Origin of the sequence: Streptococcus sp. 121, assembly GCF_016458205.1 — a bacterium.
In the GTDB taxonomy this organism is placed as follows: domain Bacteria; phylum Bacillota; class Bacilli; order Lactobacillales; family Streptococcaceae; genus Streptococcus.
The window spans coordinates 59,241-72,290 of record NZ_JAEMED010000007.1; the positions used below are offsets into that span (position 1 = coordinate 59,241).

Genomic DNA, 13,050 nt, shown 5'->3' on the forward strand with positions numbered 1-13,050 from the left:
TATATTATGAAAATTTTTGACAGCATTCGCCAATCCCTTCAAGGAAAGACCGTTAAAATTGTTCTTCCGGAAGGAGAAGAACCGCGTATCTTACAAGCAACTAAACGGATTGTAACGGATACAGACATTATACCAGTCCTCTTGGGAAGTCCGGAGAGAATCAAGCTTTATTTGGAAATTGAAGGTATTACTGAGGGATTTGAAGTGATTAATCCCAGGGAATATGAAGAGTTAGATGAGTTGGTTGAGAGCTTGGTGGAGCGTCGCCAAGGGAAACTTAGTGAGTTAGATGCACGCACCCTCTTAACGGAAGATGTCAATTATTTTGGAGTTATGTTAGTGCACACAGGTAGGGCCCAGGGGATGGTTTCTGGTGCGATTCACTCAACGGCAGACACTGTTCGTCCAGCCCTTCAAATTATTAAGACCAAACCTGGGATTAAACGGACTTCTGGCTCTTTCCTGATGGTTCGTGGAGAAGAACGTTATCTGTTTGCGGATTGTGCCATTAACATTGAACCGGAAGCAGATGTCCTAGCGGAGATTGCAGTGAATTCTGCTGAGACTGCCAAAGCTTTTGGCATTGATCCGAAGATTGCCATGCTCAGCTATTCCACAAAAGGAAGTGGCTCTGGACCTAAAGTCAACAAGGTTGTTACTGCAACTAAGCTTGCTCAGGAGTTGGCTCCTGACTTGTTGATTGATGGAGAACTGCAATTTGACGCCGCTTACGATCCTGAAACAGCTAAGCTTAAAGCTCCTAACAGCCCTGTTGCGGGACAAGCAACCGTTTTTGTCTTTCCAAGTATTGAGTCGGGAAATATCTGTTACAAGATGGTTGAGCGCCTCGGTGGCTTCAGTGCGGTTGGTCCAATCTTGCAAGGTTTGAACCATCCGGTAAACGACCTTTCTCGTGGAGCCAGCATTAAGGATGTCTACAAGCTTACCTTGATTACTGCCAGCCAAGCCCTTTATCATTAATACTCTGTACCGTTTTAAATCGGAACATAGCCACTTCGGTGAACCGGACTGATATACCCTGCCTATTCAACAGGCCTCCTAGACCTGTTGAACGACCATCATTGGTATAGCAAATCGCAAATTTTGGGTATTCTGATTTTGAAACTAATTGGATTTCAGTTTTAAAACCTTTCTTATCAAGGAGGTTGATATGGACGCTGAGAAACTTGTTTTAAAAAAGTTGTCAGAACTGGGAATTGATACTCGAAACAGTTCGAAATCTGAAAAGGCAATCCGATGAAGACAGAACTTAAGGTTCGGCGAAGAGGATTAACACATTCAGATTTTGAAATGTAATGAGTATGAGATTGAAACCGTTGAACATCCGCCTACTTGGACCACAGAAGAAGCAGATGCTTATATTAAGGGAATCGACGGTGTCCGAACCAAAACCTTGTTTTTGACCAACAAAAAGAAAACCGCTTTTTATCTTCTGATTATGGATGATCAGCAGCGGTTGGATATGGACAAGTTCCGAGATTTAGTGGGTGCCAATCGAATTCGAATGGCTTCTGCCGATAGTCTCTTCCAAAAAATGAAGCTCAGACCAGGAATGGTTTCCCCTTTCGGTCTTCTTTTGAATGAGGAGGGAGATGTTTTACTTTATATGGATAGGGCCATTGAGTCTGAAAAACGCATGAGTTTTCATCCTAATACGAATGAGAAGACTATTTTTTTAGCGACAAAAGACCTTTTTCTCTTTTGTGAGGAGATCGGTTATCCGATAAACATCGTTGATTTGTGAGAAGAAAGCCAAAGTTTCAGTAGTGAGACTTTGGCTTTCTTTTACAAAAATTATAAAACGGTTTACTAAAAGATAAAGCAAGGGGGCAAACTTTATCTTGTTTTTACGATTTTAATTCATTTTTACTATCAAAATCTAGAGTATTACTTCTGTTTTTGATGGATAATTGCTAAAAAATCTCCGTTTTTATGCTTATTTTTGATTTAGCGCGCATTATTTTATAAAAAATCCAGGAAATTGATTATAAATCGTTTACAAAACCGGTTTAATTTGGTATATTATTTTTGAAAACGATTACAAAAGGAGGTTTTCTGATGGGAAGTTCATTTTCGGTGACTAAATTTTCGTTAGAAGGTAAGGTTGCACTTATAACGGGAGCATCGTATGGAATTGGCTTTGCGATTGCAAAATCCTTTGCTGACGTAGGGGCTACCATTGTTTTTAACGATATTAGTCAAGAACTTGTTGATAAAGGTCTTCAAGCTTACAAAGAGCAAGGGATCTCAGCTCATGGGTATGTCTGCGATGTTACCGATGAAGAAGGGATCCAGGCTATGGTCAAACAGATTGAAACAGAGGTTGGAGTCATTGATATCCTGGTCAATAATGCGGGGATTATTCGTAGAGTTCCTATGCATGAAATGTCTGCAGAAGCCTTTAGACAGGTTATTGATATTGATCTAAATGCTCCATTTATTGTTTCAAAAGCGGTTATCCCTTCTATGATTAAAAAAGGCCATGGAAAAATCATCAATATTTGCTCAATGATGAGTGAATTAGGACGTGAGACCGTATCGGCCTATGCTGCAGCAAAAGGAGGCTTGAAGATGTTAACGAAAAACATTGCTTCTGAATATGGCGCTGCAAATATTCAATGTAACGGGATAGGACCTGGCTATATTGCAACGCCGCAAACAGCCCCACTTCGTGAAACCCAAGAAGACGGTAGTCGCCATCCCTTCGATCAATTTATTGTTGCTAAAACTCCAGCCGCACGTTGGGGAGAAGTGGAGGATTTAGTAGGTCCTGCAGTGTTTTTAGCGAGTGATGCTAGTGATTTTGTAAATGGCCATATCCTATATGTAGATGGTGGGATCCTTGCTTATATAGGCAAACAGCCATCAGATTAATCTTGCTTGTTGTGAAAGTTGAAAGGAGTATCGTATGAAGATTGCACTTATTAATGAAAATAGTCAGGCGGCTAAAAATAGCTTGATTTTCAAAACTTTGAAAGAAGTTACCGATGAAAAAGGCTACGAAGCCTTTAACTACGGTATGTATGGAGTTGAAGGAGAAAGCTCTTTAACCTATGTTCAAAATGGTCTTTTAGCTTCCATTCTTCTGGTCAGTAAAGCGGCTGATTTTGTGATTACTGGCTGTGGAACTGGTGTTGGAGCCTTACTAGCTGCTAATAGCTTCCCAGGTGTTACTTGTGGCTTCGCGTCAGATCCTACAGACGCCTATCTGTTTTCTCAAATTAATGGTGGGAATGCTCTATCCATTCCGTTTGCTAAAGGATTCGGCTGGGGGGCAGAGTTAAATCTTAAATTAATATTTGAACGTCTATTTGCTGATGAAATGGGAGGAGGCTATCCCCGTGAACGTGCTGTTCCAGAGCAAAGAAACGCCCGTATCCTAAGCGAAATGAAGGAAATTACCTATAAAGATTTACTAACAGTTTTAAAGGAAATTGATCAAGATTTTCTAAAAGAAACAATTGCTGGGGAACATTTTCAAAAATATTTCTTTGCCAATTCTCAAAATGAGGAAATTTCTCAGTACTTGAAGTCAGTCTTGGAATAGATTAAGAGGGCAGTAAGATGAAAAAGGTATTGTTAATCGGTGAACCCTTAATTCGGATTAGTCCACTACATCATCTTGAACTTTCGGATGGTGTTGATGCTAAATGTTTTTTTGGGGGCTCTGAAGTGAATATAGCTTGTACCTTACAGGGATTTGGCCAAGAGGCTAAAATGTTTACGGCTTTACCCCAAAATTCTCTAGGGGACCGTTTCTCTACCTTTTTATCAAGTCATGGTATAGATACCAGTTCTATTTTACGCCTAGGTGATCGAATCGGACTTTACTATTTAGAGGAAGGCTTTGGCTGTCGAACAAGCAAAGTTTACTACGATCGTAAGTTTTCAAGTTTTTCCAGTATTGATGAAAGGTCTATCTCTACAGAAGATGTATTAGATGGGGTTGAGTGGATACATTTTAGCGGTATTACATTAGCGGTCGCAGCTTCTGCATCAGTTTGGCTCAAAAAAATCTTAACAGTAGCAAAGTCACTCCATATTCCAATCTCATTTGATTTAAATTGGCGCTCCAGTTTAATCGAGATACGGGAGGCTAAAACGTTATTTTCAGAGTTTGCATCGCTAGCCGACTATTGTTTTGGCATTGAACCTCTTTTACAAGATCCAGATGACTGGACTTTATTTAATCGTGAAGGAGCAAGTGAAGAAGAGTTAGAACATCGGATGTCAATCTTGAAGAAAAAGTACTCCCTAAAAGGAATTTTTCATACCATTCGGCAAGTTGATTCAAATGGTACGCATACCTATCAAGCTTATGGTTTAATGGAAACATTTTATTCTAGTAAAGCATTAAGGACGCAGGTGCTTCAGCGAGTTGGAAGTGGGGATGCATTTGTAGCTGGTGCTCTGTACCAACTACTGCGAGGAAAGGGCGTCAAAGATGTTACAGATTTTGCTCTAGCAAGCGGGCTTTATAAATGTAGTTTAGAAGGTGATTTCATGGTTCAGCCAGTTCACAACATCTATTCTATCTTAGGTGAAGCTAAGGATGTCATTCGATAAGGGAGTTGAATTATGGGTTCACAAGAAGTAATTTTACATTTACGAGAGCAAAAATTCGTGGTTGTGTTACGTGGTGACAATCAAGAGGATGCTTTGAGGGCTGCCTCAGCTTGTATTGCTGGTGGCCTGACAGCTTTAGAGGTAGCTTATACAAATCCAGAAGCTAGCCAAGTCATTCAAGAATTGGTGAAACTCTATCAAACAAACGCAGCTGTTTTAATTGGTGCTGGGACTGTCTTAGATGCAGCGACTGCCCGATTAGCTATTTTAGCAGGAGCTCAATATATTGTCTCCCCATCCTTTAACAGGGAAGTTGCCACTATGTGTCATTTATATGCGATTCCCTACATTCCTGGCTGTATGACCTTAACAGAGATTACTCAGGCTCTTGAAGCTGGGTGTCCCATGGTCAAACTTTTTCCAGCAAGTGTGCTAGGTCGGGATTATATTTCAGCTATTAAGGCCCCTATTCCTCAGGTATCCATTATGGTTACTGGAGGAATCAAGCTAGACACTGTTGGAGAGTGGTTAGAGACTGGAGTAGATGCGGTTGGCATTGGTGGTGAATTTAATCGCTTAGCCAGTCAAGGTGAATTTGACAAGATTCAAGAGATTGCACGAGGATACTCCAATTTTAGACAATGATCAAGAATAAGGAGCATTGAAAATGGTACAGATTATTGTAGTGGCACATGGAAATTTTGCAAGTGGTATTTTGAGTTCTTTAAAACTAATTGCTGGTGATTTGGAAAACATCTTGCCGATTGATTTTGTAGAGGGAATGTCTGCAAGGGAGCTTGGTAGTCACATTGCTTCAGCAATTCCAGAGGATGACAAGACCCTCATCTTAACAGATTTATTGGGTGGAACTCCTTTTAAAGTTAGTATCGAAGTCGCTCAACAGTTCTCTGATGATGAGGTAGTCGTTTTATCAGGCTTAAATTTAGCCATGTTATTAGACGCAAGCTTCTCTCGCTTAAACTACGACTTTGAAACTCTTATTGAAAAATTGGTTCAAGTTGAAAAAGATGGAATAGTAGATTCTGTTTCTCTACTAAATCAAAAAGAGGAAACAGCTGCCCTATTTCAAGATGGTATTTTAAAGGGAGGGATTTATGAAGCGGGTTACTGTTGAACCAATTCAAAGAGCAGATCAATTTAAGCAAGAACAGCTATTATCTAAGGAAGAAGTGAAGGCAGCAATTGAACTAGCCGTTGAACAAATTCTTTTGAATACTACCTATTTCGGAGAAGCTTACCCTAGCCCGGCCGCTTCTGATGATTTCTACTCTGTTATTGAAAATATTGAGTGGACGAATGGCTTTTGGACCGGCTTACTTTGGCTAAGTTATGAATATTCCTCGAATCCTGTTTTCAAAGATTTGGCTCAGAAAAACACGCTGTCTTTCTTAGATCGTGTTCAAAATCGAATTGAATTAGATCATCATGATTTAGGATTTCTGTATTCACCGTCCTGTGTGGCAGATTATAAACTAACAGGGAGTCCTCAAGCTTTAGTAGCATCCATCAAAGCAGCGGATAAGTTATTGGAACGTTACCAAGAAGGTGGAGAGTTTATTCAAGCTTGGGGAGTTTTAGGGAAAGCAGAAGACTATCGGCTTATTATTGACTGCCTCCTTAATCTACAGTTACTCTTCTTTGCTTCGGAGACGACTGGGAAGCAGCATTATTCTGATATTGCGATGAAACATTTCTATACTTCTGTTGAAACCGTTATTCGAGACGACTCCTCAACCTTCCATACCTATTACTTTGATCCGCAAACAGGTAACCCCCTAAAAGGAGTTACTAGACAGGGTTACAGCGATGATTCTTCTTGGGCTCGTGGACAAGCTTGGGGAATCTATGGAATTCCTTTAATCTATCGAAAAAATAGAGACGAAGAGAGCATCGTCCTGTTTAAAGGGGTTGCCAACTATTTTCTAAATCGATTGCCTAAGGACTCTGTTTCTTATTGGGATTTGATTTTTTCAGATGGTAGTGACCAGGCCCGTGATTCATCTGCGACTGCTGTTGCGGTTTGTGGAATTCATGAGATGTTGAAATATTTACCAGAAACAGATGACGATAAACTAACTTATAAATATGCCATGCATAGCCTGCTTCGCTCTTTGATCGAACATTATTCAACCAAAGATTTGAAACCTGGCAAACCTATTTTGGAACACGGAGTCTACTCCTGGCATTCTGGAAAAGGGGTTGACCAAGGAAATATTTGGGGCGATTATTATTATTTAGAAGCTCTAATCCGTTTTTATAAGGATTGGGATCCATATTGGTAGGAGGTAGTATTTTATGGCGACACCGAATATTGTAATGGCGCGTGTTGACGAACGTTTGATTCATGGACAAGGTCAGTTGTGGACAAAGAGTTTGGGGTGTAACACAGTTATTGTTGCAAACGATGAAGTGAGTGAAGACCCTATTCAGCAAACATTAATGAAAACTGTTATTCCAAGCTCTGTTGCAATGCGCTTTTTCTCCTTGCAGAAAGTTATTGATGTCATTCACAAGGCCAATCCAGCTCAGACGATTTTTCTTGTGATGAAAGACTTACCAGATGCCTTAACCCTCGTCAAAGGAGGAGTTCCTATTCAAGAGTTAAATATCGGGAATATCCATAATTCTGAGGGAAAAACTCAGGTGACACGTTCCATCTTCTTTGGACCTGAAGATAAAGCTGCTGTCAAGGAATTGAGTGAGGTTTACCATGTTCAATTCAATACCAAAACAACTCCATCTGGTAATGATGGTGCTACTCAGGTTAATGTCTTGGACTACATTTGATTTTCTGTGGCTAAACTCATTTCAACAATTTGAAGGAGAGTAATTATGACAATTAGTATCATACAGGCCGTCCTTATCGGTCTTTGGACAGCCTTTTGTTTTAGCGGTTTGTTGCTTGGTATTTACACAAACCGGAGTATCGTTCTCTCATTTGGAGTTGGTATCATTTTGGGGGATCTTCCTACAGCCTTAACCATGGGAGCCATTAGTGAATTGGCCTATATGGGATTTGGAGTAGGAGCAGGTGGAACTGTACCTCCAAATCCAATTGGACCAGGTATCTTCGGAACTCTAATGGCGATTACTAGTGCAGGCAAAGTCACTCCAGAAGCAGCTTTAGCTCTATCGACTCCGATTGCGGTCGGGATTCAATTTTTACAAACGTCAGCCTATACCATTCATGCTGGTTCTCCAGAATCCGCTGTGAAGCACTTACGAGCAGGGAATATTTCGAAGTTTAGAGGTGTTGCAAATCGTACCATCATTACCTTTGCTATTGTTGGGTTTGCCCTAGGATTTTTAGGAGCCTATTCAATGGATACTCTGCTAAGTCTTGTGGAGCTTATCCCACCAGTATTGTTGAATGGACTTAGTGTAGCCGGTAAAATGCTTCCAGCCATTGGCTTTGCCATGATTCTATCCGTTATGGCCAAGAAAGAATTGATCCCATTTGTTCTTTTAGGCTATGTTTGCGCTGCTTATTTAGAATTGCCTGTTATTGGGATCGCCATCGTCGGAAGTATTTTTGCCTTGAAAGAATTTTTCAACAAGTCAGAGCAGCCCGTAGTTAAACAGGAGGAGGCCCAAGATGACTGGATCTAAACTAAGTAAAAAAGACTATATCACAACATCCTTAAGAGCCTTTTTCCTTCAGAATGGTTTTAACTATAACAATTATCAGGGGATTGGCTATGCCAATGTACTATATCCAGCCTTTAAAAAACATTTTGGAAATGACGAAAAAGCTCTTTATAAAGCTTTGGAAAAGAACTGTGAATTTTACAATACCAACCCACACTTCTTACCTTTTATCACCAGTCTTCACTTGGTAATGCTGGAAAATAATCGCCCCGAAGATGAAACTCGAGGCATTAAAATGGCCTTGATGGGCCCCTTAGCCGGAATCGGTGATTCCCTATCCCAATTTGTCTTAGCGCCTTTGCTATCCACCATTGCTGCCTCCTTAGCAGGTCAAGGGTTGGTCCTAGGTCCAATCTTGTTTTTCCTTGGGATGAATATCATCCTAACCAGTATTAAATTATTGACAGGTCTTTATGGTTATAAATTCGGAACAAGTGTCATTGACAAGATGAGTGAGCAAATGGCAACGATTTCGAATATAGCAAACATCATTGGTGTCACTGTTATTTCTGGCCTAGCAGTAACATTTGTCAAAATTCAAGTGCCGATTACTTTTGCTGCAGGAGAAGTCCAAGAAGAAGCACAACAAAGTATTGTATCTATTCAAGGAATGTTGGATAAAATTGCACCAGCCTTACTGCCAGCTTTGTTTACTCTATTTGTTTACTACCTCATTAAAAGTAAAAAATGGACTACCTATAAATTAGTTATCTTAACTGTTATTATTGGAATTATTGGAAGCTGGCTTGGAATCCTTGCCTAATCTTATCCCTCCCATAGTTCGAACTCTCCAGATAAATTGCTGATTGTATTGAGTAAGAAGATCTTGCCACCATCTCCTTGTCTTAATTCATACCAATTTAATTTCAAAATCAGAATACTCAAAGCAGTTTGAAATCTGACTCGAATCTTAATTTAGGAATTGAAGAAGAGGTTTAACAAGGTTCAGATTTTGAACTGCACAGAGTATCAGTTTATTGCCACCTCAAAGGTTATTGCATCTTGGAACCGGGTTGATAATCTCGAGAGGAAGAGGAGAGTTAGGGAGAGCTGTGATTAGGCTTGATTTTGAAATAAACTTAGAAAGAGAGGTGTAGGTTTTCCTAGCCTCTTTCTCTATTTTCCTTGAAAGGAAGAAAAGGAGCAGAGTATGTATAATCAATCAGTTTTAGAGACATTAGAACAAGAGCAACAACCAGCTCTCAAGTCTGTTTTAGAGTCTGCGAAGCTATTGCTAGAAAACGTTTTTGTATTTGATGATAATTGGGATATGGAACCCTGTTTAATCCCCTATAGGCTATCTCCCTTGAGATGGGATATGGATTGTCATGGTGATGAGGAATGGCTGTTCATGTTAAATCGCCAGGAATATTTGTGGAAACTTAGTCTTGTATTCCAACTGTACGGAGATTCTTTCTATCTTGAAAAAATGAAGGATTTCATGGAATCTTGGGTTGCTCAAGTTCAAGAATTTAGTCTCCAAGATTTGCGTTGTCGGACAATCGATACTGCCATTCGTTGTATCAGTTGGAGTAGAGTCATTCCTTTGTTAAGAGACAATGCAGTAATTGATGACGAAGAGTATTATAGCTTGTTGCAATCTCTTAAAAATCAGCTAACCTTTCTGAAGTCCAATTATAGACCCAAAGATACTTTAAGTAATTGGGGCATTTTTCAAACAGTTGCCATTTTATTGGTAGATCATGCCTTTGGTGATGAGGTGAAGTTAGAATCTGAAAGGCAATTTGCTGCTGAGGAAATCCTGGCACAAGTTCAAACACAGATTCTTGAAGATGGTACCCAGTTTGAGCAATCATTTCTCTATCATGTTGAAGTGTTTCAGCTCTTGTTAGAATTAGCTGATCGAATCCCTAAATATGCAGTGCTGTTGTCCGATACTTTGAAAAAAATGGGGAACTATGTGTTATGGATGACAGGGCCTGATGGGCATAATATAGCTGTAGGCGATAGTGATATTCACGCGCTTCATGACGTCCTTCAATTTGCAGCTATTGTTCTAGAAGATGCAAACTATCTCCTAGACATCCCGAATATTCGACGGCTCGATTTAAAGATTCTCTTCCTGGTTGGAGAGGAGGGGTTACACACTTTTCAACGTTTGATTCCGGTTAAGCTACCTCAAGGAGGCAACCATTTCTACGAATCCGGACATAGTCTTATTCGTGAAGGGGAGTCTTTGATTTTTTTCAAAGCTGGTCCTATGGGAAGTGGTCATAGCCACTCCGATCAAAATCAACTCTGTCTGTATCATCGTAGTAAACCGATTTTCATTGATCCTGGTCGTTATACTTATCGAGAGTGCCGCGAACGTTATTTTTTGAAAAGCAGCCTAGCCCACAATGTCTGCTTATTGGATGATGTTCCCTCTGAACAAATTGAAAACTCTTGGAGTTATCACTCTTATCCGTATCTGATTAGTCACACTTCCAAAAATCGAGAAGATTGCCATTTGCTTCAAGGTGTTTATCAAGCCAAACTTGCGAATGGTCAACCTTTTTGGCATGAGCGACAAGTATTAAGCGTTGGAGCCGATCTTATTTTCTTGTTTGATATTCTAGATTGTTCCGGTGAACATACCTTGAGGACACAATTTGTTCTAGGTCCGGATTTGAATTTTTTAGAAAATAAAATAGGGGATTTGCAGATTTATAGCGAGCAAAATTTTGTGTTAAAGGATAGTCTCTATTCTCCTCGGTACAATCAATTGGAAGCAACCCGTAAAATTGTTAGACAGGAATCTTTTCAGGATCACTTGGCGACAGTCACCGTAATAGCGGAGCAGGGATTCACGGTGAAAAAAGTTCCTGTTTTCAGATCAAATCAGGAACTTTTTCCTCATGCTAAGGCTTTTTCATGTAAGCGAACTGAAGATGAAGACTATCTCATCCTCTTTCAGGACAGAGACATTTATCGGGGTGAAAAACTACTGGTGGTTGATGGTGTCAAACTTCGGGGAAAATGTATTGTTTATAATCGGAAAACCAAGGAAATACGACGCTTGCGTCATTAGTTAAGTAAACAGTTTGCCTTCTAATTTTACTTGTGGTATGCTTAAAGTGAAATAGAAAAGAGACTTGTACAACAAGGTGTTAACCGCTTTCTTTTGAGAAAATAATAGCAAATATCCATAGCTTAAAGGGAGAGGTGAGGGTATGTCAAAAAAAGTGACGATTAATGACGTAGCTAAGTTAGCAAATACTTCAAAAACTACGGTTTCTTTTTATCTAAATGGAAAATATGATAAAATGTCAGAAACTACACGAGTTCGGATTCAACAAGCCATTCAAGAGACAGATTATAAACCAAGTATTATTGCGCGTGGACTGACTTCTAAGCAAACGAAACTCATCGGCGTTCTTATTGGAGATATTACCAATAGTTTTTCCAATCAGATTCTAAAGGGGATCGAAGAAGCAGCGAATGACAAAGGCTATCAAGTCATCATCGGGAATAGTGATTATAGTCAGACTAGTGAAGATCGCTATATTGAAAGCATGTTGCAGCTTGGTGTAGACGGTTTTGTGATTCAGCCGACCTCCAATTTCCGGAAATACTCTCGTATTATCAACGAGAAAAATAAAAAGATTGTTTTTTTTGACAGTCAGCTCTATGAGTACAACAGCAATTGGGTAAAAACCAATAACTATGACGCTGTTTACGACACTATTCAAAGTTGTATCAAAAAAGGCTATGAAAAATTTATATTGATAACTGCAGATCCAAGTCGACTCAGTACACGGATTGAACGAACTTCTGGTTTTATTGATGCTTTAACAGATGTCCATAAAAGTTACAGTGAGTTAATCATTTCAGACGTTCAAACAGATGTGGGTGAATTGGAGACTTTTTTAAAGCAAGAAATTGATGCAGAAAAACCGACCTTAATTTTTGCTCCTAATTGCTGGGCACTCCCTTTGGTTTATACAACGATGAAGAATCTTGGTTGTGATATGCCTCGCGTTGGTTTACTTGGATTTGACAATACCGAATGGAGTAATCTGGCATCACCAACGGTCTCTACAATTGTTCAACCAGCTTTTGAAGAGGGAAGTAAGGCAACTCATATTTTAATTGATGACATCCAAGGATTGAATGAAGAGGAGAAACATCAGGTTTTGAACTGTTATGTCAATTGGAATGAATCTACGAATCTCTAGCAGATTTTAGACTAATGTATTTTGAAAAAGCTTCTTTGGAATATTCTTTCAAAGAAGCTTTTTGGGGTTTGAATGATTTCCCCGAATTATTCATACCCTGAATATCTTTGCGTAACTATCAAAAAAATCATCAGAAACAAGCAATAAATAATTGCAATTCTGATGATTTTTATGAACGATCAAGCTTTTCTATAAATAAAGATGGGTCTGCTACCTTAGCACCCTAAAAAAGGGTAGACTCCGCCCTTGGTGCGACTCTCGATTTTTAAAAATGTATTCTATTTGATTCGGTATCCTAATTTCCTAACAAAGGAGGACTGATATCCCTTACTTCATAGGGAACGGGGATTGAGAAATCTAGTCTGGAAATTCGCTCAAAGAGAGCCTGAAACTCATCCTTCAGAGAATAGAGATTAGACAGTTTTAGAATTTGTTTTCTAGCACTTTTGACGCATTTTCCAGCTATATTCACAAACAGTTTCCGAAAACGTTTCATCGTCAAATTCTTCACAGACCCACTAGCTAAATGCTTCATAAATAAGGAAAGATTATAGGCCAAGCAAGAAATCATCATTCTAACTTCATTCTTGATTAGAGTTGAACTATCTGTCTTATC

At 39.5% G+C, this 13,050-nt stretch carries 14 protein-coding genes; 13 read left to right on the forward strand and 1 reads right to left on the reverse strand.

Annotated features, from left to right (window positions below; translation table 11 throughout):
- Window positions 1-6 precede the first annotated feature (6 nt).
- From pta to JEQ21_RS02570, 13 genes are all read left to right on the forward strand, one after another.
- On the forward strand, window positions 7-981 hold the full coding sequence (gene pta / locus JEQ21_RS02510; RefSeq protein ID WP_199363827.1) for a phosphate acetyltransferase: 975 nt from the start codon (window positions 7-9) through the stop codon (window positions 979-981).
- 316 nt (window positions 982-1,297) lie between these two features.
- A complete protein-coding gene (locus JEQ21_RS02515; protein ID WP_199363838.1) occupies window positions 1,298-1,765 on the forward strand; it encodes a prolyl-tRNA synthetase associated domain-containing protein in 468 nt (155 codons plus the stop codon).
- A 314-nt stretch (window positions 1,766-2,079) separates the two neighbouring features.
- Window positions 2,080-2,895 (forward strand): gluconate 5-dehydrogenase, encoded by an 816-nt coding sequence (locus tag JEQ21_RS02520; protein WP_199363828.1) that lies wholly within the window; start codon window positions 2,080-2,082, stop codon window positions 2,893-2,895.
- Between the two features lie 34 nt (window positions 2,896-2,929).
- Window positions 2,930-3,568: an RpiB/LacA/LacB family sugar-phosphate isomerase gene (locus JEQ21_RS02525; protein ID WP_199363829.1), complete on the forward strand. Its 639-nt coding sequence runs from the start codon at window positions 2,930-2,932 to the stop codon at window positions 3,566-3,568.
- 17 nt (window positions 3,569-3,585) lie between these two features.
- Window positions 3,586-4,587: a sugar kinase gene (locus JEQ21_RS02530; RefSeq protein ID WP_199363830.1), complete on the forward strand. Its 1,002-nt coding sequence runs from the start codon at window positions 3,586-3,588 to the stop codon at window positions 4,585-4,587.
- A 12-nt stretch (window positions 4,588-4,599) separates the two neighbouring features.
- Entirely contained in the window at window positions 4,600-5,232 is a 633-nt protein-coding gene (locus tag JEQ21_RS02535) for a bifunctional 2-keto-4-hydroxyglutarate aldolase/2-keto-3-deoxy-6-phosphogluconate aldolase (protein ID WP_196967165.1), read from the forward strand.
- Window positions 5,233-5,254: 22 nt separating this feature from the next.
- Window positions 5,255-5,722 carry a PTS sugar transporter subunit IIA gene (locus JEQ21_RS02540; protein WP_199363831.1) on the forward strand — a complete coding sequence of 156 codons (468 nt, stop codon included), beginning with the start codon at window positions 5,255-5,257 and terminating at the stop codon, window positions 5,720-5,722.
- Window positions 5,703-6,890, forward strand: coding sequence for a glycoside hydrolase family 88 protein (locus JEQ21_RS02545; protein ID WP_199363832.1), 1,188 nt, complete (start codon window positions 5,703-5,705; stop codon window positions 6,888-6,890). The genes JEQ21_RS02540 and JEQ21_RS02545 overlap by 20 nt, the downstream gene beginning before the upstream one ends.
- A 13-nt stretch (window positions 6,891-6,903) precedes the next feature.
- On the forward strand, window positions 6,904-7,395 hold the full coding sequence (locus JEQ21_RS02550; protein WP_199363833.1) for a PTS sugar transporter subunit IIB: 492 nt from the start codon (window positions 6,904-6,906) through the stop codon (window positions 7,393-7,395).
- A 45-nt stretch (window positions 7,396-7,440) separates the two neighbouring features.
- Window positions 7,441-8,217 carry a PTS mannose/fructose/sorbose/N-acetylgalactosamine transporter subunit IIC gene (locus tag JEQ21_RS02555; RefSeq protein ID WP_199363834.1) on the forward strand — a complete coding sequence of 259 codons (777 nt, stop codon included), beginning with the start codon at window positions 7,441-7,443 and terminating at the stop codon, window positions 8,215-8,217.
- On the forward strand, window positions 8,204-9,019 hold the full coding sequence (locus tag JEQ21_RS02560; RefSeq protein WP_196091507.1) for a PTS system mannose/fructose/sorbose family transporter subunit IID: 816 nt from the start codon (window positions 8,204-8,206) through the stop codon (window positions 9,017-9,019). Before JEQ21_RS02555 ends, JEQ21_RS02560 begins: the two co-directional genes overlap by 14 nt.
- Before the next feature lie 387 nt (window positions 9,020-9,406).
- Window positions 9,407-11,287 carry a heparinase II/III domain-containing protein gene (locus JEQ21_RS02565; RefSeq protein ID WP_199363835.1) on the forward strand — a complete coding sequence of 627 codons (1,881 nt, stop codon included), beginning with the start codon at window positions 9,407-9,409 and terminating at the stop codon, window positions 11,285-11,287.
- Window positions 11,288-11,429: 142 nt separating this feature from the next.
- Complete coding sequence (locus tag JEQ21_RS02570; protein WP_199363836.1) at window positions 11,430-12,434, forward strand: LacI family DNA-binding transcriptional regulator; 1,005 nt, start codon at window positions 11,430-11,432, stop codon at window positions 12,432-12,434.
- 295 nt (window positions 12,435-12,729) lie between these two features.
- Here the strand turns inward: JEQ21_RS02570 and JEQ21_RS02575 are convergent.
- On the reverse strand, window positions 12,730-13,050 hold a 321-nt coding region (locus JEQ21_RS02575; protein ID WP_199363837.1), incomplete at its 5' end, for a transposase.